The organism is Methanoregula sp. (assembly GCA_026625165.1).
Classification (GTDB): Archaea; Halobacteriota; Methanomicrobia; order Methanomicrobiales; family Methanospirillaceae; genus MVRE01.
In genome coordinates this window covers 2,069,197-2,087,975 of sequence record CP112999.1, presented here as the reverse complement: position 1 = coordinate 2,087,975, position 18,779 = coordinate 2,069,197, and the positions used below count along the sequence as shown (strand labels likewise).

Here is an 18,779-nt window from a genome sequence, read left to right as displayed (position 1 = left end):
GGTTGCTCAATCCACATAAAAGGATAATTTAAACCATGGAATCTCCAGCGTCTCCCGCAGTGACAGACTTTAAAACCGTGCCTGAGGCTCCCGTTGGCGCTTCATCCCTTATCGAAGTTCCTGCCAAACTGATAGACCAGGTGATCGGCCAGGAGCATGCGGTTGAGGTTATACGGAAGGCAGCGATCCAGCGGCGGCATGTCATGATGATTGGCAGCCCCGGCACCGGAAAATCCATGCTCGCAAAAGCGATGGCGGAGCTTTTACCCAAGGAAGAACTGCAGGATATCCTCGTATACCCCAACTCTGACGACCCCAACAACCCGGTGATCCGGACGGTGGCTGTGGGCCGGGGAAAACAGATTGTCGCTGCCCATAAGGCAGAGGCAAAGCGCAAGATTCAGTTCCGCAATACTCTCCTGATGCTGCTCATCATCGGTATCATCGGGTATGCATTCATCACGTTCCAGTGGCTGATGGGGATCATTGCTGCGGCATTTATTTTTATGGCACTGCGGTACAGCACGCCCCGGGAAGAGGCTATGGTGCCCAAATTGCTGGTCTTTAATGATAACACGAGCACAGCCCCCTTCATTGATGGAACAGGATCCCATGCGGGGGCGCTCCTTGGCGATGTCCGGCACGACCCGTTCCAGAGCGGGGGGCTCGAGACTCCCGCACACGACCGGGTCGAAGGAGGTGCAATCCACCGTGCACATGGCGGGGTGCTTTTCATCGATGAGATAAACCTGTTAGATCAGCACTCCCAGCAGAGTTTACTAACGGCGCTTCAGGAGGGAGAGTTCCCCATCACCGGGCAGAGCGAACGTTCGAGCGGTGCGATGGTGAGGACAGAACCGGTTCCCTGCCGGTTCATCATGATCGCAGCGGGGAACCTTGACGCCGTCCAGGGAATGCACCCGGCACTGCGTTCCCGTATCCGCGGGTATGGATACGAAGTCTACATGTCGGAGAGTATGGAGGACAATGACGAAAACCGCCGGAAATATATCCGGTTTATTGCTCAGGAAGTTAAAAACGACGGTAAAATCCCTCATTTCGACAAGAGCGCGATAGATGAGATTATCCGTGAAGCACGCAGGCGATCGAACCGCAAGGGACACCTTACCCTGAAGCTCCGTGACATAGGCGGTCTGATTCGTGTGGCGGGGGATATCGCACGGCAGGAAAATGCACCGTTTGCTACAGCAGACCATGTGATTTCTGCGAAAGAAACAGCCAGATCCATTGAGGATCAGGTTTCGGATGATTATATCCGCAGGAGCCGGGAATATGAGCTCACCGTTGTAGAAGGGACAAGAATTGGCAGGGTAAACGGGCTGGCTGTTATGGGAAGCGATTCAGGTTCGGTACTTCCTATAATGGCAGAAGTCACCCCGGCACAGGGAGAAAGTGGACACATCATTGCCACCGGCATTATGGAGAAACGCAAAGAACCTTCACTAACAGATGAAGGGTCGATCGTTCAGCAATCGATAAAGAATGTTAGTGCCTTGATTAAGAAGTTCACAGGAAAGGACATCAAGAACATGGATGTCCACATCCAGTTTATCGGCACTTATATGGCGGAAGGAGATTCCGCTTCGATCAGTATTGCTACTGCTGTTATCAGCGCGATCGATGGGATTCCGGTCAGGCAGGATGTCGCGATGACCGGATCACTTTCTGTACGCGGTGATGTATTACCTGTTGGAGGAGTAACATTCAAGATCGAAGCAGCCGCAAAAGCGGGAATAAAAACTATCCTTATCCCCCGTATGAATATTGGTGATGTGCTGATTGAGGAGAGGTACCGCCCGCTGGTTACCGTCATTCCGGTGGACACCATTAATGACGTCTTAAAATACGCGCTTGTCCCGCAGAATACCGAAGGGTTCCTCTCCAAGCTCAAGAAGATGGCGATGCGCTCCACCGAAGCGCTTGTTGACGCACCCGTCATCAACCAGACTCTCGCATGAGTGAGCCAACGGGAATCAGGTATTATGACCTGCGGCATGTAACAGGCCAGTCAACGCTTATTGACATTGACAATGGCAATGTGGAATCTGCCGGAACTTCATTTTTCAACCGCGCAATTCTCCGGGTGCTTGGCCCCCGTGGCTGGGGCATTCTCCAGATCGACAATTTTACACCAGTGCCAAATAAAAAATTCAACAAACTGCTTGACTCCGCCGTAAAACTCGCAGCGATAACCCGGCAGGATGTGAAACTGCATGATGCAGCCCAAAAAGCCCTTAAGGTTCCGGTGATGAAGGAAGACCCCCGAAAGGTAAGTATTGAGGAAAAGACCTCACTTCTCGCGGAGATTGAACGGGCAGCGGCACTCTCGGAAGTGGTCAGTCGACGGGCAAATTACATCGAACGGTCAGAGCAGGTAACATTCTCAGACAGCTCCGGGCACGAATTCTCATATGAGATCTGCCGGTCGGGGTTCAATGTGCTTGCCGTTGCATCGCGCAATGGAACCATGCAGATGGGTTATGAGCGGAATCACTCCATCCGCGGGTTTGATTTACGGCACCGGCAGGAATTCGGCAGGAATGCAGCAGAAGTTGCTGTTTCACTCCTTGGTGCCGGGCACGCAAAGGGTGGAAGAATGCGTGCGGTTCTGGACCCGGAGCTTGCCGGTGTTTTCGCCCACGAAGCTGTGGGGCACGCGAGCGAAGGGGACCTTGTTCAGGAGGGCAATTCCGTCCTTGCACACAAGACAGGCGAGAGCATCAGCAATAACCGGCTGACTATCGTTGATGACCCGTCACTTCCCGAGTTCGGATTTGAGCCGTTTGATGCGGAAGGTGTTGCCGTCCGGCGTACTGAAATCATCAAAAAGGGGGTGGTCAACGCGTTCCTGCACAGCCGGGAGACACTTGCTGCTGTAGGAAACGGCATCGCGGGGCATGCACGGGCTTTGGGGGCAGAACCCCCGCTTGTCCGGATGAGCAACACCTATATCGAGAACGGGGATTCGACACGCGAAGAGATTATGGAGGTATGCAAAAACGGCATCCTGCTAAAGGGTTCGCGGGGAGGACAGGTCGACCCGGGCCGTGGTGTCTTCCAGTTCAATGCAGAGTATGGCTACCTGATCGAGAAAGGTGAGTGCACAAAGATGGTGCGGGACGTATCGCTATCCGGAGATATCCTCTCAACACTGCACGACATCCTTTTGTGTGCAGATGACAGGGCAATGCATCCGGGGTACTGCGGCAAAGGTGGACAGAGTGTACCAGTAAGCGACGGGGCACCGCATGTCCTGCTCGATAACGCGGTGGTTGGTGGCAGTGGCATGGATTGACCAGATCCTGAGAGAGGGGTCACGACGGGTTGAAGAGGTTGAGGTTTTCTACGGCGAAGGGACTGCAATCTCGGCTGACCTGAAACGTAAAAACGTCAGTATTGCGATCCGGTCAGATGAATGTGGGTTCGGCATACGGACGATTGATAGGGGGCGGATCGGGTCGTCAACGACCCAGGATCCCGGGCAGTGGCAGGAGTGCCTCGATGCAGCGATCGCAAGCGGAAAACTTGCCTCACCACAGCAATGGGGCGGACTCCCCCCGCGCTATGAGTTTCCCGATGCGACATTTTGCTATGATCCCACAATGTCGGTCAGCCCCGATACGGCATATGGATTACTTGAACAGATGCTTGATGGTGCTGCCGAGCATCCCGCAGATGTCACATCAGGTTCAGCAACGATCTCATCAATGAATGAGACGGTTGCCAATAGCAACGGGGTACGATATACGCACCGGCATACCGGGGTGTCAATTTCGCTGGAAGCGATTAAGGGCCAGTCCACAGGCTCTGAGTTTGCCCAGTCCTGCTTCAACGATATCGACCCGTATTCCGTAGGGGAAAGAGCTGCGTTTTTTGCTTCCCAATCTGCTGGGGGGACCGATATTGAGACCGGAGAATATGACGTCCTGCTCTCCCCGATTGCCTATGCCGAGCTTCTGGGTGCGGCATTTATCCCAGCTCTCTCCGGAAAGAACGTGCATGCAGGGCGCTCACACCTTGCCAACCGGCTTGGAGAACCTGTCATCGACCCGCAGTTCTCCATGTATGACGACCCTTTCCGGAAAAAGGGGCTGGGGAGCAGGCTCTGGGATGCCGAGGGGATGCCGACCCGACGGATTGATTTTGTCAGGGAAGGTATCCTCGCCTCGTTTGCGTACGACCTTCGTACCGCATACCGGTACGGAAAAGAGAGTACTGCGAGCGCACTGCGGAGCGGGGCTCATGGCGGGACGGGAATCGGGCACCATAATCTCATTGTTGACGGGCCCAGAACAGATGTTACGGATGAACCCGTAATCTATGTCCATAGTGTTGTAGGGGCCCACACGGCAAACCCGATGAGCGGGGACTTTTCCGTGGAAATTTCAAACTCGTTCCGGATGGAGGATGGCAAGTTCCAGGCCCCTATCCGCAGTGCGATGCTTGCCGGTAACATCTTTTCAATGCATACAGAGATCGGCGGGATATCAGAAGAAGTGCGCCAGATCGGATCGCTCGTATTGCCGTCGATAAGATTAATTTCCCAGCGGATCATTGGTAAATAAGCATGAGTGCAATCCTCATCACCATAATGGTCATTGTCGCGGTGGTCGCCATCGCATACTATCTTGTCAAGAAGCTCTCCGTCCTGCTGATAAACGCAATTCTCGGGCTTATTTTTTTGGTTATCCTAAACTTCTTCCATGTCATGAACTGGATCGGAAAACCCGACCTTGGCTACAGCCTCGCAACGCTCCTGATCTGTGTGGTGGGTGGCCTGCCAGGTGTCGTGATCCTCGTCCTGTTATCGATTCTGGGGATCAACGTCTGACACCAGATCAGACACTAAAAAAATTTTATTGACGTAGTGCAGGCACTCTAGAACACATTGGCTTCTGAATACACGAGTACCTGGTCCTGCTGGATCTCGTAGGGCTTGATCTCGCGGGAATGTGCTGACATGCGCATCTTCACGACTTCAAGGGCAAGATGGACGTCGGTGAGGTCAGATGGCCTGACATACCGGAGCAGGATTACTGTATCAGCAAGGTACTCAATGAGGGCATGACGGCTGGAAAAAGGGTTGTCCTTGTCGGTTTCAGATGTCATCATAATGGTGCATTTCTGGTCCCGCATGCTCTCAACAAACCGGAACATCTCCTGGCGCCGGATCGAATCCGAGTCAAAGAGATCCTCAAACAGCGAGATTGGGTCAATGACAACACGATATGCGTTCACCTGCTTGATCAGGCGGGGGAGTTCGTTCTTGATCCTGTTGTTGGCGAGGTTGAAATCTGTGGGGTCGAGTTTTAGAACAAAAAGGGACTTGTTCATGAACGGTTTGATATCCCAGCCCTTCTGGAGCATGTATTCAAAGATCCGTTCCTCCCGCTCCTCAAGGCTGATATAGATGATATGCTCGCCTTTTTTTAATCCCTCCCAGATAAACTGGAGTGCAAACGTCGTCTTGCCGGTACCATATGTCCCGATAATGGCACAGATGCTCCCGGGGATGAGCCCGCCGCCCAGCATATCATCCAGCCCGATGATCCCGACTTTCATCCGCTCATCGCTCATATGACCACCCGGATGTTGCTAACTTCAAATCCACCGGACTTCGATATTCGTACAGCGAATTTCACAAGGTCCCGCTCCTCAAGATGAGTCATCACCCCGCGGAATTTTTCGAAATACATCACCCGCTGTCTGCGTGCCCCGCTCGATTCCTCCCACCGGAAGAGCAGGACTGCATCAACGATATCAGCAATTTCCCGTTCCTCCTCTTCTTTGAGGATCCCCCGGGTGAGCAGCAGATAGACCGTCAGGTTGCGCTGCTTGGATATCCGCTGGAGCCCCCGCAGGAGCCCGGTAAGGTTATGCCAGAGATGGGGGCTCGTGCACTGGGTGGCGATATCGGTGATGGAATCGATGACAATCAGGCTGTTGGGTTCGGCAGTATTTAATGACGTGGATAGTTGGGCAAGGACACCCGCATGGTCGGCACGTTTCTGGAGCCGTGTTATGATATCCCCGTGGCTATACCAGTCATCAGGTACTACGCTGTTCTCGAAATAGATCTCGGAAAGATCGTCAAACCGGATCTTCTCCTTTAATTTGGTAGCGTCCTCCATCGGAAACGATTTGGCTATCTCCTGTTTTACATCATCACTGGTGCGTGTGAAGGTAGTGTAATTGATCTGGGGTGTGTGGTGCGCCCCGGTATCAGCCACCGGACTCACCGAGTTGAGGGTATTGACTATCGAGCTGTACACAAACTCATAATTGCCCCCGCCGATATCACCAAGCAGGAGAATGACAGAGCCCATGGGGACTCCCCCATCAATTATTGGATCCAGTGACGATATGCCGGTGGGCATCTTCTGTTGGGCTTGCTGTGCCATAAAAACCCGTTTCACTCCCAGTATATCTGACAATTGACTCTCTTGACGATTTATGATAAAGATATCTGCCGGTATAAAAATTGTCAGGGAAATGCCGCTGCGACAAAACCGGGCTTTTTTGGGGCAGGTGTTCACCACATACTTATATAGAATCATTCTCCTACAGTAATTCGATAGTATCACGGAGAAGCAGGGCGGCGGGGGCAGGTTATATGCAGGTCAAGGATCTCATCAATAAATTGTCAAAGTCAAAATCATTGCAAAAAAAACCAGAAACAGAAGAACCGGTACAGGCAAAACCAGATCTTCACCCCGCACTGGTAACAGAAGATGATACCCTTCCTGCAAAAAAACCCGGCCTTAAAATTCCCGATGCCCTTACCTCCCTTTTACAGCGCAGGGAAAAACAGGAATACGAAGAATATGATGTTGAAAAGCATGGGTCCCTTGTCGATGCACATATTCCTGAATGGCACGAGCTCCTCGAGCAGTACTGGGTAGAGAAAGGGCGATCGCTCATCTTCATCACGCTGAACCGGAAGACCAATCAGAACGAGTACCTGTTGTTTGAACCCACCCTCTCTGAGTTCGAACGCGAGCTCCTTGAACGAATTCATGAAGATCTCCGGGATGTCCTGATTCTCTCGACTGACGAGATCCAAAAGGATCGAAAAAAGATCCTGTTTGACAAGATGTACGCCCTGTTGAATGAATACGGGCTCACCCTTGATCCAGTCACCCTGTTTAAGCTCCAGTACTACCTGCTTCGGAACTTCATCGGCTGGTCACGCATCGATGCACTCATGAAGGACCCTCAGCTGGAGGACATATCCTGTGATGGTAACGATATCCCCCTTTTTCTTTACCATCGGAAATACCGGAACATCAAGACGAATATTGCCTTTGAGTCCGACGTGCTAAACTCGCTTGCGATCACCCTTGCCCAGAGATCCGGCAAGCATATTTCGACCGGCTCTCCGATGCTGGATGCAACCCTGCCGGAAGGATCGCGACTTAACCTGACGCTGGGCACCGAGGTTACCACACGCGGGACTTCCTTTACTATACGTAAATTCCGGGAGGAGCCCTATTCGCCGATTGAACTTCTGGACTACGGGACATTCAATGTCGACGAGCTGGTCTATTTCTGGCTTGCCATCGAGAATAATAAAAGCCTGCTTTTCATTGGGGGTACGGCATCCGGAAAGACAACATCCCTTAATGCAGTCTCCATGTTCATCCCCCCGGTGGCAAAGGTGGTGAGTATCGAGGATACACGTGAGATCACCCTCTATCATGAGAACTGGATCGCAAGCGTGACACGCCCGGCACTGATGGAGGGAGGTTCTGCAATCGACATGTTTGACCTCCTGCGGGCTGCGATGCGCCAGCGGCCGGAGTACATCCTTGTCGGAGAAGTGAGAGGGCAGGAAGCCCAGACGCTCTTTCAGGCGATGAACACCGGGCACACGACCTTTTCGACCATGCATGCGGGGAGTGTCGATGCCGCCATCCATCGGCTCGAATCAGAACCGCTGAATGTGCCCCGGAATATGGTACAGGCTCTCAACATCATCAGTGTCCAGGGGCTCATCTACCGGGGGACCGAACGGGTCCGCCGCGCTCAGGAGATCGTGGAGATTGCGGGGCTTGATCCATCAACCGGCAACCTCAGGGTGAACAATGTCTTTGTCTATGATCCGGTTCACGACCGGTACGCCTATACCGGTAGATCCCAGATCTATGCCGAAATCGCCGAACGGCGCGGGTGGTCGCGGGATCAGGTCGAGTCCGAGATCAGGATCCGGCGGCAGATCCTCGATGCGATGCAGAAGCAGGGTATCTATGATTATATCACTGTTGCATCGCTCTTCCACCTTTTCCATATCGACCGGCAACGGGTTCTCGACAACCTTTCTGACCTCCGCAAGGTATCCCAATGAACCTTCGTTACTACCTCCGGGATCGGATCCGCAGGGACTCAGTCAGATATCAAAACCTTCACGTTGATATGATCTCTGCACGCATGGGCATGACAGTAGAGCAATACCTCTGGAGGTCAGTGAACATCGCAGTCCTCTGCGGGCTCCTTCTCGCCCTGTTCGGTTTTTTCTTCGGAGGTTCAATAGTCCTTTTTCTCAGAAGCGGCAATGTGGGTCTGTACAATGTTTTCAATCTTCAGCTGCCGGAATTTTTTTACACTGCTGCTTTTGGCCAGTACATTCAGGTACTCACGGTCGTGATCTGTTTTGCAGCAGGTACCTATGTTGCCTATGCAAGCCTGCTTAAGTTCCCGCACATTGAGAAGAGGAACCGGTCTATCCGGATCAACCTCACGCTGCATAACGCGGTCGCCTATATGTATTCGATGCGCCGCGGCGGCGCCCAGCTGATGGTCATCTTCCGCTCACTCTCAGAAAACTCCAATATTTACGGTGAGGTTGCACTGGAGTTCCGGCAGATCGTCCGGGACGCCGATTTCTTTGGCTATGACATGGTCTCCGCAATCCGTCACCTCTCTGAGACCACTCCCTCGGAGAAACTTAAAAATTTTCTTGAAGACCTCCTGTCGGTGATAGAGAGCGGCGGGGATATGTCCGAGTTCATGTCGATGAGGGTGCGGCTCTACCAGGACGAAGCACGCTTTGAGCAGAAACAGTTCTTAAATTTCCTTTCTATTGTTGCAGAATCGTATGTTACCATATTTGTTGCCGGGCCGCTCTTTTTGATCATCATCATGGTTGTCATGGGGATGATTGGTGGCGGTGCCGTTGTCCAGCTCTCCATGGTCACATATGCCCTCATACCTATCGGCTCGCTCATCTTCATTTTGCTCCTTGATATGATCTCGGTGAAAGCCGAGAAAAGTGAGCGGTATGTGAAGACCAAGGTGCTCGAAGAGTACGCAGATGTCCGGATTGTGAAGCGCGGGGGGGAGGCGTCGCTCTTTGCCCAGCTTGCCCATTATGACAAGATAAGGAATTTTACCCACCTTCTCAAACACCCGTTCGATAGCTTTGTACGCAACATCAACCACACGTTCTATATTACCGTCCCCATTGCCCTCATTTATGTCGTGACGATGCTCATATCCATTCCCCGATATTCCGATATTGAGATTCTTATCGATGTGGTTGATGACCATATCGTACTGGCACTTTTAATCGTGCTCATTCCCTATGCGGTTTTTTACGAGGTGTGGGCACGGAAGGTAACTGGCATCGAATCGCTTATCCCCGACTTCCTCGAGCGGATGGCGGGGATCAACCAGGTGGGACTTACCATTGCACAGGCGATAGCGATCATGGTCAATACCAACCTTGGCCTGCTCTCCTATGAGATACGGCGGATCAAACAGGATATGGACTGGGGGGCAAACTTTACCGAGGCGCTGATGCGTTTTGAAGAACGGGTCAGGACCCCCTCCATAGCCCGAACTGTCACGCTGATCACGAAGGCATCCGAGATGAGTGGATCGATCGGGGAGGTGCTCTCAATTGCATCCTCTGATTCGAAAATGACTGAAGTCCTGAGAAGGGAACGGTCCACGGAGATGTTCATCTACACGGCAATCATTTACCTCTCGTTTTTTGTCTTTCTGGCAGTTGTTGCCGTGCTCACCACACAGTTCCTTCCAGTCCTTGCCAATGTCTCACTGGGAAAACTTGCAAGTGCAGGATCCTTTTCCGCTATAAGCACAATCCCGATCCAGACGTTCGGGCGCCTGCTCTTCCATACATGCCTGATGCAGGCAATCTTTTCGGGCATGATCGCCGGACAGATGGGTGAGGGATCCGTTGCTGCCGGTGTCAAACATTCGTGTGTTCTTCTCTTCGTATCGATCATCACGTTTAACTTCATCATCTGAATAGACCGCAAGGGGCAAGGGACGGAATCATTCCCGTATTTAGATACCCTTAAATAGATTTGTGAAGATGTTGTGGTGAGGTGTTTTACCGTGTGCACAGTTGGAGGCCCAGTGGACATCGATCTTCCCCCCGAACGCGTAACAGGCAAGGATTATCGGTGTAAGGAATGCGGAGAACGATTCAAGGGCATAGGCAAAAAGCCCATGTGCCCCAGCTGCCAGTCAGAAGACGTCGCAGAGGCATGATCGTCCTCCCGCATGACGAATTCCTGCTTGTCAGGACAGATTCCTCTTTTTTAATTGTTGCACAGGCAAACACACGGTTTGCCCTTTGTATTGAGACAGAGTCTGATGAGTATTGCCAGACGGTTGAGCCCGATGACCTTGTTGTGGTCTCCGCTCCTGAAGGAGGGGATCCGGAAGCTGGTGTGATGCTTATTGAGCTTGTGCGGAGTCACCATACCCCGCTTATCGTCCTGCCACGCAACCACCCTGGCTCCAGCCGGCTCCGGTATGTTGTCTCCGTTGGCCCTGTCATTACAACATCCTGTAACATCCTGCGGGGAACTCACCCCGAACAGCACCTGATCTGCGCATCCGGGGAATTATCCGGGATAACGCTACGGGGGGAAACCAAAGGTGTCCGTATCAGCGACCTGCCGCCCTTGGCCGGCATCATGCGTTTCCGGTCACAAACCAGCATTGAATTCATCAGGGACTAATCCGGATTTTTCTTACCCCGCACCGTGCCCCTTGACGGAGTAAAATAACAATACATATATGGTTTTTTTTACCAAATATCATAATGCCGTGAAAGGAGGGTTGGATGAAAATTGAGGTACTGAAAGAGATCAAGAAGACAGAAGAGGAATTCCGGCTGATGATCAGTGAGGCTCAGGCTGACAGGAAGCATATGATACCTCATGCCGAACTTGAAGCCGATAATATGGTCATCAAGGCACAGAGAGAAGCGCAGGACTACAAACAGAAGCGACTCGACGATGCCCGGGAAAAGGCAGCACAGAAAAGCGCCGAAACCCGCAGGGAAGGGGAGATGCGTGCCGGAGCACTGCGGCAGAAGGGTGACAAAAATCTTAAAAAAGCTGTAATTTTTCTGGTCTCACGATTCAAGGAGCAACTTCATGTTACATCCTAAGAGGATGAGCCACCTCGTGATTGTGTGCTCCAAGACCTTGATGGATGATGTTATAAAAGAGCTCTATTCTCACAATGTATTTCATATACAGGAGTTTGTTGAGAGAGAGGGAGATGAGTACCGCGGTGTAACGATCGGAAAACCGTTCCCACAGGCAAGTGAAGCGTCATCACAGCTGATCAGGATCCGGTCCATTGAGAACACGTTCAATGTAAGGTCCGGGGATGTTGTCCCGAAAAAAAGGGTACCGGTACAGCAGCTCAAAAAAACTATTGATACAAACCTTGCTGCGATCGGGAACGAGGTGGAACAGCTTCTCGCAAAAAAGTCAGCTTGCGATACGGCAGTAAAAGACCTTTTACAAAGGATCAACGAGCTCAGGCCGTTTATCTCATTGCCACTTAATCTTGAGATGTACAGCGGGTATGGTAACCTTGCCGTGTTTACCGGCAAAATCTCAAAAAAACCTGATTTTGGAGTGGAGAACGAGACCTATTTTTCACAGACCAAGGAAGGGAGTTACATCGCTGTTTTTGTACCTGTGGTACACAGCGGTCAGGTTCAGCAGACCCTGACGGAAGCAAACTTTATGGCAATCCCGATCCCAAAGGGCGAGGGATCCCCCCAGGAGATCATAAACAGCTGCTTAGGGCAGATCGACGCTCAAAAACAGGAGATTGCCCGGATCCAGGAACGCATCGAAACGATCAAAAAGGAGCAGGTCGAATTCCTCGCAGCCTGCGAGGAACTGCTCACCGCAGATGTCGAACAGGCGGAGGCACCGTTGCGGTTTGCGATAACCGGCGAAGCGTTCATCGTTGAAGGTTGGGTACCGGCTGAAGAGGTAGAGCGTCTCAAATCCGGGATGGCTCTTGCAACAGAAAGCCGGGCATTTGTGACCGAGATCCACGAAGATGGTGATCATCACCACGCGCCGGTCGAGTATCACAACCCGCCCTTTGCACAACCGACCGAACTTTTGATCGATACCCATTCACGCCCCCGGTATGATGAAATTGACCCGACGCTCGTCGTCTCGATCGTCTTCCCCCTTTTCTTTGGTATTATTCTTGGCGACATCGGGTACGGGGCACTCCTGCTGGTCGTGTCAATGGGGCTGAGGAGGTTCCTGCATGGGGATGGGGTCACCCGTCTTCTGAACATCATGAGAAATGCCAGCATCTCAAGTATCTTCTTTGGCGTTCTTTTCAGCGAATTCTTCGGGTTTGCCCTTCCATGGAATTCAATGCTTCCCAGCAGGCACTTGAATATCGGCACCCATGCGACGGGGCATGGACCTGCAGTGACAGAACTTCTTGTCTTTGCAGTATGGATCGGCATTGTCCAGATTACACTTGGCAGGATCCTGAGCGCAGCAAACCATTACCATCACCGCGAGATGAGGGGGGTGGCAGCAGCTGCAGGCTGGATTGCAGCCATGTGGGGAATCCTGCTGCTCATATGGTCTATGAGCGCGATGCCCCTGATGCCAAGCTTTGTAGGCCTTCCACCGGTTTTTATGGGATTGAGTGCACCTGCACTTGCCGGTGCTGTGATGGTTGTCCTCGGGCTTGTGGGAATTGCCGGTGAGAATCCGCTTGAACTGATAGAGATCCCCTCGATTATCAGTAACACGATGTCATATGCACGTCTGGTGGCTGTAGGGCTCTCTTCTGTGGCTATCGCGATGGTAGTGAACTTTATTGCCATCGGGATGTTGATTGAACCTCAGTTTGAAAATCTGACCATTATCGGTGTATTGATGATTATTATGGGGATAGCTGTCCTGATTGGCGGTCACCTGCTGAACACGGCTCTCGGGTTGATCGGCAGCGGACTGCATTCCCTGAGGTTACAGTATGTTGAATTCTTCACCAAATTTTACAAGGGTGGAGGCGAGAAGTATCATCCATTCGGATTAAAAAGAAGATTTACGGAGGATTAAAACATGGCAGTAGAAGAAACAACCGTTGCAGTTGCAACAGCAGGAATGACAGTTGAAATGATCAAGGCATCGCAGCTGGGAATGAGGGCGATCGCTGCCGCTATGGCAGTCGGGCTCACAGGTGTTGCTGCAGCAATTGCCGAGTACGGTATCGGATCTGCAGCAGTCGGTGCAACAGCAGAGAACAAGGACGTATTCGGTCTTGTGCTGCTGCTTACAGTCATTCCGGAAACAATTGTCATCTTTGGTCTTGTGGTTGCATTACTGCTTCTGTTCTAAAGCGGGGCAAACCATGGGACTGGAAGCCGTCATCGATGATATAAGGCAGAAAGGGCGCAGTGAGGCGGAGGGGATCAGGGAAGAGACCAGAAAGGAGGTCGCTTCAATCCTTTCCGCTGCACAGAAACGTGTAGAAGGGATCAAGATAGCCGCCGATGAGGACGCGGAAAAACAGACTGCCCACATCATGGAGCAGGAGGTCTCCGCTGCCCAGCTTATCGTCAAAAGGGACCTGTTAAATACCCAAAAACAGCTCCTTGACCAGGTGTATGCATCTGCCCTTGCCGAACTGGCTGCTCTGCCCGAGAGCTTCCACCAGGAAGCGATTAAAAAACTCCTCGCTACAGTGCACAGGGAGATTGAAACGGGAACCATCTATTGCTGTGCCCGGGACAAAAATGCATTAAAGGAAATTCTTGGAAAAGACAGTGCCTACAAGGGATACAAACTCGGGAACGCGGTTGATATCGAGGGCGGGATCATTGTCGAGAGTTCCGACAGCGAGCTGCAGATTGATTACAGTTACCGCACATTTCTGGACAAGGTGTGGGAATCAGGGCTCAAAGATGCGTCAGATATTCTGTTTGGATAAGAGGGGTGGCGGATGATCGAGTTGACAGGAGGTCCGGCCCCCTATATCTACGTATGTACCCGCCTTCGTGTGAGGAAGTCCATGCTCCTCCCTCGTGAGGAGTACTTACGGATGCTGAACATGAGCCTCCCTGAGATCACCCGTGTCATCGAGGAGACCACATACAAGCCGGAGATTGATGAGCTTGGCAATTCATTTTCAGGAATCGACTTAATTGAAGTAGCTCTCAGCTGGAACCTCGCCAAGGAATATCAGAATATCCTTGCGATCACCCCGGGGAGTTTACAGAAATTTACACGGGGCTACCTTAACCGCTGGGATATCCAGAATGTGCTCACTATCCTCCGCGGGAAGCAGCAGGGAATAAAAGCCGGTAAAATCAAGGAGGTGCTGATACCTGCGGGTACGCTTGACAGGAAGACACTTGACAGTATGCTTGCAGAGGGGTCCATTGACAAGATTGTTGAATCGTTAAAAGGACATCCCCTGTATCCGGTGCTCATGAAAAATTATCAGGAGGCGGTTCAAGAAGGATCGTTTGCACATATGGAAAACGAGCTCTATAAGCAGTTCTATGCAGAGCTGATTGCCCAAGCTGAGAGCGGGATCAAAGGAGGGAACCTGTTCTTGGATTATATCCGGCTGGATATTGATATCAAAAATATCAAGAATCTATTCCGGCTCCGTGCGAATGCGTTTAAAGAGGATGCGGGCGACATGATGATCCCCGGGGGGTCGTTTTCCATTGACGAGCTCTCCAGACTCAACACACTTGAATCTCAGGGTGAATTTATTGATGCTCTCAAAGCCCGTATCAAACGCCAGTCGCTGCTCCAGACCGTTCTCGATGAGCTGAGGAGCGAACATACATCCAGCCAGATTGAGGTCAGGCTTACACGGGTGCAGCTCGCACAGATGGAGCGGATGTCAAAACTCAACCCATTCTCCGTTCACCCCATCCTCACGTATCTTGAGAAAAAGAAATACGAGGTGTTCAACCTGCGTGCGATTGCCCGCGGGAAAGAGTCCAGACTCCCTGCCGAGCGGATATCGGAATACCTGGTGATCTGAATGGAGATTGCGGTGATCGGCAACGGGGAGTTCATCCTCGGTTTCCGGCTTGCAGGAATAAGGAAGACCTATGCAGCGGAAAGCGATGAGAAACTTGTAGAGTACATTAACAATGCATTGCATGATGCCTCTGTCGGCATTCTTGTCGTAAAAAGCAGTGATATGGAGCGGATCCCCCGCAGGCTCCGCTCCACCCTTGAGAACTCAGTGAAGCCGACTGTGATCACTATCGGCGCTGAAGAGGGGGGTTTGTCGATGAGAGACAGAATCAAGAGATCGGTGGGTGTTGATCTGTGGAAGTGAAGAGCAAGAAACCAAAAGAGACAAAACAGGGAATTCTCAAACGAATCGCCGGCCCAGTCGTCACGGCAGTCAACCTTGACGCCCACATGTACGATGTGGTAAAGGTCGGCAACGAAGCGCTGATGGGAGAAGTCATCAAGATCAACGGGGAAGACATAATTATCCAAGTTTATGAGGATACATCGGGCATCAGGCCTGGCGAACCGGTAGAAAATACCGGGCTCTCACTTGCTATCGAGCTTGGGCCGGGGCTGCTGACCAGCATTTATGATGGTATCCAGCGCCCGCTCTCGGTGCTCGTGGACAAGATGGGCGACTTTATCCAGCGCGGCGTGTCGGCATCCGGGTTGTCCCATGACAAGAAGTGGGCATTCAAGCCACTTGTTAAAGCCGGCGACAAAGTGCAGGGCGGATCGATCCTTGGCGAGGTGCAGGAGACCAACATCGTCCACAAGGTCATGCTCCCGCCAAATGCAAAGCCCGGCACGGTAAAAACAATCAAGAGCGGAGAATTCACGGTCGAAGAGACTATATGCGTCCTTGATGACAACCGCGAGTTCCCGATGATGCAGCGCTGGCCGGTCAGGGTGCCCCGCCCTGTGAAAGAAAAGATGAACCCGGAGATCCCGCTGATCACAGGGCAGCGGATTCTCGATGGTCTGTTCCCGATTGCCAAGGGCGGAACTGCCGCGATCCCTGGTCCGTTCGGGAGCGGCAAGACGGTCACCCAGCAGCAGCTTGCTAAGTGGTCGGATGCCGAGATCGTCGTCTACATCGGCTGCGGGGAACGCGGAAACGAGATGACAGAGGTGCTGACAGAGTTCCCGCATCTCGAGGACCCCAAGACCGGAAAACCGCTCATGGAAAGGACGGTCCTTATTGCCAACACGTCCAACATGCCGGTCGCCGCCCGCGAAGCGTCAGTCTATACCGGTATCACGATCGCAGAGTACTTCCGCGATATGGGCTACGATGTCTCGCTGATGGCAGATTCGACCTCGCGCTGGGCGGAAGCGATGCGTGAGATCTCCAGCCGTCTCGAAGAGATGCCGGGTGAAGAAGGGTATCCCGCCTATCTTGCAGCCCGCCTCTCGGAGTTCTACGAACGGGCAGGGCTTGTCAAGACGCTCTCCGGCGGCGACGGGTCGGTCTCGGTCATCGGTGCCGTATCCCCTCCGGGTGGTGACTTCTCGGAGCCGGTCACACAAGGGACGCTGCGTATCGTGAAAGTCTTCTGGGCGCTTGACGCCAAGCTCTCACAGCGGCGGCATTTCCCGTCAATCAACTGGCTCAATTCATACTCCCTTTATCTCGACAGTCTCAATGACTGGTACGACAAGGAGGTCTCTCCAGAGTGGAACAAGCTCCGCTCGTGGGCGATGGAAGTACTCCAGAAAGAGGCGGAACTGCAGGAGATCGTCCAACTGGTTGGCTCCGATGCGCTACCCGAGGCTGAGCAGATCACAATCGAAGTGGCCCGCATGATCCGGGAAGTATTCCTGCAGCAGAACGCCTACGATGCAGTCGATACGTTCTGCAGCATGAAGAAGCAGTACGACATGATGAAGGCGATCCGCCTGTATTCAGATCTTGCCTACGCAGCACAGGCAGCCGGGGTTTCCCCGATCCATATCAATGCTGTGAAGTCCAAGAACGAATTGCCTCAGATCAAGTTCATCAAGGACTATAAACCAGTGCTCGATAAGATTGCAAAGGATATGGACTCAGAATTCAATGCACTGAGGTCGGCATCATGAAGGAATACAGGACGATCAACAAGATTGCCGGGCCGTTGCTCTTTGTTGAAAAGACAGAACCCATCGGCTACGGGGAGCTCGTCAATATCGTGCTCTTTGATGGTTCCATCAAGCGCGGTCAGGTGCTGGATACGAGTGATAACCTCGTGGTCGTGCAGGTATTCGAGACAACCGCAGGTATCGGCAGGGACAGCGGTGTCCGGTTCACCGGCGAGACCATCAAGATGCCGGTCGGAAAGGACATGCTGGGACGTATCCTGTCCGGAGGTGGTAAACCAATCGATGGCGGTCCCGAGATTGTGCCCGAAAAGCGGCTCGATATTACAGGCGCAGCGATCAATCCGTACGCCCGGGGCTCGCCTAACGAGTTCATCCAGACCGGTATCTCTACAATTGACGGCACCAACACGCTTGTCAGGGGCCAGAAGCTCCCGATCTTTTCGGGCGCAGGCCTGCCGCACAACACGATTGCACTCCAGATTGCCCGTCAGGCGAAAGTGCTGGGTGGCAAGGGTGAGTTTGCCGTCGTGTTTGCAGCGATGGGTATCACGAAGGAAGAGGCCAACTATTTCATGCAGGACTTCGAGCGCACCGGTGCACTCGAGCGTGCTGTTGTGTTCCTCAACCTTGCGGATGACCCGGCCGTTGAGCGTATCATCACGCCCCGGCTGGCGCTTACAACCGCTGAGTACCTCGCGTTTGACCTTAACATGCACGTGCTGGTCATCTTAACCGACATGACCAACTACTGCGAGGCGCTGCGCCAGATCGGTGCTGCCCGTGAAGAGGTTCCGGGCCGGCGCGGGTACCCGGGTTACATGTATACCGATCTTGCATCTATCTACGAGCGGGCCGGCATCATCAAGAGCAAGAAAGGGTCAATCACGCAGTTCCCGATCTTAACCATGCCCGGTGACGATATCACTCACCCGATCCCCGACCTTACCGGGTACATCACCGAAGGGCAGATCGTGGTCTCGCGTGAGCTGCACCGGAAGGGCATCTATCCACCCATCAACGTTCTGCCATCACTCTCTCGGTTAATGAACCTTGGTATTGGCGCTAAGCACACGAGGGAAGACCACAAGAAGGTTTCCGACCAGCTCTACGCCGCGTACGCGGAAGGCAACGACCTGCGCGGGCTGGTTGCCATTGTCGGCAAAGATGCGCTTTCCGAACGTGATAGGGGATTTCTGGAGTTTGCGGACCTGTTCGAAGGCCGGTTTGTGCGGCAGAGAATTGATGAAGACCGGACTATCTTCAACACCCTTGACCTCGGCTGGGATCTCCTCTCGACGCTGCCGGTCGAGCAACTGGTTCGTATCGACCGCGACCTGATCAACAAGTACCACCCGAAATTCAGGGACGCCCCGAAGGCGAAGTGAT

The 18,779-nt window shown here is 52.7% G+C and carries 17 protein-coding genes; 15 read left to right on the top strand and 2 right to left on the bottom strand.

The annotated features are described in order from the left end of the window. The first annotated feature begins 59 nt into the window (after positions 1–59). The 4 genes from lonB to OS112_10935 are packed head-to-tail and all read left to right on the top strand — an operon-like array spanning position 60 to position 4,852. Entirely contained in the window at positions 60–1,979 is a 1,920-nt protein-coding gene (gene lonB / locus OS112_10950) for an ATP-dependent protease LonB (GenBank protein ID WAC04952.1), read from the top strand. Further along, positions 1,976–3,316, top strand: a complete 1,341-nt coding sequence (locus tag OS112_10945) for a TldD/PmbA family protein (GenBank protein WAC04951.1) — start codon at positions 1,976–1,978, stop codon at positions 3,314–3,316. The genes lonB and OS112_10945 overlap by 4 nt, the downstream gene beginning before the upstream one ends. Next, a complete protein-coding gene (locus OS112_10940; protein ID WAC04950.1) occupies positions 3,303–4,586 on the top strand; it encodes a metallopeptidase TldD-related protein in 1,284 nt (427 codons plus the stop codon). The genes OS112_10945 and OS112_10940 overlap by 14 nt, the downstream gene beginning before the upstream one ends. Positions 4,587–4,588: 2 nt before the next feature. After that, positions 4,589–4,852: a pro-sigmaK processing inhibitor BofA family protein gene (locus OS112_10935; GenBank protein WAC04949.1), complete on the top strand. Its 264-nt coding sequence runs from the start codon at positions 4,589–4,591 to the stop codon at positions 4,850–4,852. 47 nt (positions 4,853–4,899) lie between these two features. Here the strand turns inward: OS112_10935 and OS112_10930 are convergent, their stop codons facing one another. Together OS112_10930 and OS112_10925 are read right to left on the bottom strand one after the other, a co-directional pair. Further along, entirely contained in the window at positions 4,900–5,598 is a 699-nt protein-coding gene (locus OS112_10930; GenBank protein WAC04948.1) for a KaiC domain-containing protein, read from the bottom strand. After that, positions 5,595–6,422, bottom strand: coding sequence for a hypothetical protein (locus OS112_10925; GenBank protein WAC04947.1), 828 nt, complete (start codon positions 6,420–6,422; stop codon positions 5,595–5,597). Before OS112_10925 ends, OS112_10930 begins: the two co-directional genes overlap by 4 nt. Positions 6,423–6,634: 212 nt before the next feature. Here OS112_10925 and OS112_10920 point away from each other — a divergent pair, with 212 nt between their 5' ends. The 11 genes from OS112_10920 to OS112_10870 all read left to right on the top strand — a co-directional run bounded on the left by OS112_10920 (position 6,635) and on the right by OS112_10870 (position 18,778). Beyond that, positions 6,635–8,365 (top strand): type II/IV secretion system ATPase subunit, encoded by a 1,731-nt coding sequence (locus OS112_10920; GenBank protein WAC04946.1) that lies wholly within the window; start codon positions 6,635–6,637, stop codon positions 8,363–8,365. Further along, positions 8,362–10,290: a type II secretion system F family protein gene (locus OS112_10915; GenBank protein WAC04945.1), complete on the top strand. Its 1,929-nt coding sequence runs from the start codon at positions 8,362–8,364 to the stop codon at positions 10,288–10,290. Before OS112_10920 ends, OS112_10915 begins: the two co-directional genes overlap by 4 nt. A 242-nt stretch (positions 10,291–10,532) precedes the next feature. Beyond that, complete coding sequence (locus tag OS112_10910; GenBank protein WAC04944.1) at positions 10,533–11,012, top strand: alpha/beta hydrolase; 480 nt, start codon at positions 10,533–10,535, stop codon at positions 11,010–11,012. Between the two features lie 104 nt (positions 11,013–11,116). Further along, positions 11,117–11,446: an ATPase gene (locus OS112_10905; protein WAC04943.1), complete on the top strand. Its 330-nt coding sequence runs from the start codon at positions 11,117–11,119 to the stop codon at positions 11,444–11,446. Then, positions 11,433–13,391 carry a V-type ATP synthase subunit I gene (locus tag OS112_10900; protein WAC04942.1) on the top strand — a complete coding sequence of 653 codons (1,959 nt, stop codon included), beginning with the start codon at positions 11,433–11,435 and terminating at the stop codon, positions 13,389–13,391. Before OS112_10905 ends, OS112_10900 begins: the two co-directional genes overlap by 14 nt. Before the next feature lie 3 nt (positions 13,392–13,394). Further along, complete coding sequence (locus tag OS112_10895; GenBank protein WAC04941.1) at positions 13,395–13,670, top strand: ATPase; 276 nt, start codon at positions 13,395–13,397, stop codon at positions 13,668–13,670. 13 nt (positions 13,671–13,683) lie between these two features. Further along, positions 13,684–14,262: a V-type ATP synthase subunit E family protein gene (locus OS112_10890; protein ID WAC04940.1), complete on the top strand. Its 579-nt coding sequence runs from the start codon at positions 13,684–13,686 to the stop codon at positions 14,260–14,262. Between the two features lie 12 nt (positions 14,263–14,274). Continuing rightward, positions 14,275–15,333 (top strand): V-type ATP synthase subunit C, encoded by a 1,059-nt coding sequence (locus OS112_10885; protein WAC04939.1) that lies wholly within the window; start codon positions 14,275–14,277, stop codon positions 15,331–15,333. Continuing rightward, positions 15,334–15,636 carry a V-type ATP synthase subunit F gene (locus OS112_10880; GenBank protein ID WAC04938.1) on the top strand — a complete coding sequence of 101 codons (303 nt, stop codon included), beginning with the start codon at positions 15,334–15,336 and terminating at the stop codon, positions 15,634–15,636. Next, positions 15,627–17,393, top strand: a complete 1,767-nt coding sequence (locus tag OS112_10875; GenBank protein ID WAC04937.1) for an ATP synthase subunit A — start codon at positions 15,627–15,629, stop codon at positions 17,391–17,393. Before OS112_10880 ends, OS112_10875 begins: the two co-directional genes overlap by 10 nt. After that, entirely contained in the window at positions 17,390–18,778 is a 1,389-nt protein-coding gene (locus OS112_10870; GenBank protein WAC04936.1) for a V-type ATP synthase subunit B, read from the top strand. The genes OS112_10875 and OS112_10870 overlap by 4 nt, the downstream gene beginning before the upstream one ends. The last annotated feature ends 1 nt before the right edge of the window (position 18,779 follow it).